The 1,536-nt window shown below is 70.5% G+C and carries 1 protein-coding gene and 1 pseudogene; both read right to left on the reverse strand.

Annotated features, from left to right (window positions below; all coding sequences use genetic code 11):
- Positions 1-300: pseudogene (locus tag AC1DXV_RS34470) on the reverse strand (hypothetical protein); the annotation flags it as partial.
- Positions 287-1,015 (reverse strand): SMC-Scp complex subunit ScpB, encoded by a 729-nt coding sequence (gene scpB, locus AC1DXV_RS34475; RefSeq protein ID WP_477873626.1) that lies wholly within the window; start codon positions 1,013-1,015, stop codon positions 287-289. The pseudogene AC1DXV_RS34470 and the gene scpB, both read right to left, overlap by 14 nt.
- Between the last annotated feature and the right edge of the window lie 521 nt (positions 1,016-1,536).

Raw genomic sequence — 1,536 nt, forward strand, 5'->3', positions numbered from 1 at the left:
GGGCCGCTTCGTCTCGACCTGGATCAGCGGCTCGGCCACCGGGGCCGCGGCGGCGGGCTCGGTACCCGCATCGGCATCGGCCTCGACCTTCACTGCCGACTTGCGCTTGCGTGCCGGCTTCGGTGCGGCCTCGGCGGCATCACCCGCAGCAGCTTCCGCCGGTGCGGCCTCGGCAGCCGTCGCCGGTGCGTCGGTGGCCGCGGCCTTGGTCGTGCGGCGACGCTTGGGCTTCGCGGCCGAGGCCTCGCCGCCTTCGGCGTCGGGAGGCAGGGTCGTCGAAGAGTCGTCAGCTTGGTTCATGCGGTGTGTCCTCGGGGGCGGCATCTGCCGCTGGCTCGGAATGGGAAGGGGTGGGGGGAACGGCCGCCAGGTCGGCGACCGGTTCGGCGAGGGATTCGACAGGGGATTCGGTGGGGGATTCGACAGGAGCTTCGACAGGGGGTTCTTCGACGGGCGCGTCGAGCGACACCTCGATCGCCAGTTCGCCGTCGAGCGGCAGCGCGCCCTGCTCCGGCTCCAGCAGCGACGGCTGGCCGGCCAGCGCCTCGGCCATCGCCCCGGGGTTCAGCGTCGAGCTCTGCAGCATCGGCAACTGCTCCAGGCTGGCCAGCCCGAGGTCGTCGAGGAACTGCTTCGTCGTCGCGTACAGCGCCGGGCGGCCCGGGGCCTCGCGGTAGCCGATCGCGTCGATCCAGCCGCGGTCCTCGAGCTGCTTGACGATCTGGCTGCTGACGGTGACGCCGCGGATGTCCTCGATGTCGCCACGCGTGACCGGCTGGCGGTACGCGATGATCGCGAGCGTTTCCATCACGGCCCGCGAGTACTTCGGCGGCTTCTCCGGGTTCAGCCGGTCGAGGTATTCGCGCATCTCCGGGCGGCTCTGGAAGCGCCAGCCATGGGCCAGCGCCACCAGCTCGACCCCGCGCTCCTCCCAGTCGCGCATCAGCTCGTCGAGCAGGGCACGCAGGGTGTCGGGGCCGAGTTCGTCGGCAAACAGCGCGCGCATGTCACGCATGGGCATCGGCTGCTGGGCGCAGATGAGCGCGGTCTCAAGGACGCGCTTTGCATCCTGTGTGTTCATTGACGTTCGTTCACATCCTCAGCCGGCTCGGCCGGCAGGCATTCAGGGGGCTGGCTCCGCTCGCATCGGCCTTCGCTCGAATCCCGCGGCGTGCCGGTGGACGCACCGGGTTGTCGCTGGGTTGGCAAAGGCTGTCGAGTGTGGAGCGTCTGGTTCGGAGCGCCGTCTTGACGGCTTGGCGCTGAGAACCAGTCTGCGCGCCATTCACGTCGGCGCTGCAGTTCGCATCATCGCTCCCTGGGTGGCAGCGATTGTGCGCCATTGTATAGGCCCTCGGATGACCCTGTCACGGGGCTTTCTCGGAGGCCTCGATCACCCGCTGCCAGGCCTGCGCCAGATCGGCAGGCGGGGCCGCCTCGAACTGCATCGGCCGGCCGTCCACCGGGTGCGCGAAACCGAGGCGAGCCGCATGCAGCGCCTGCCGGGTCAGCCCCAGGCCCGGGCGCCCGCCGTAC

This window comes from Rhizobacter sp. P3_C12 (assembly GCF_056402735.1).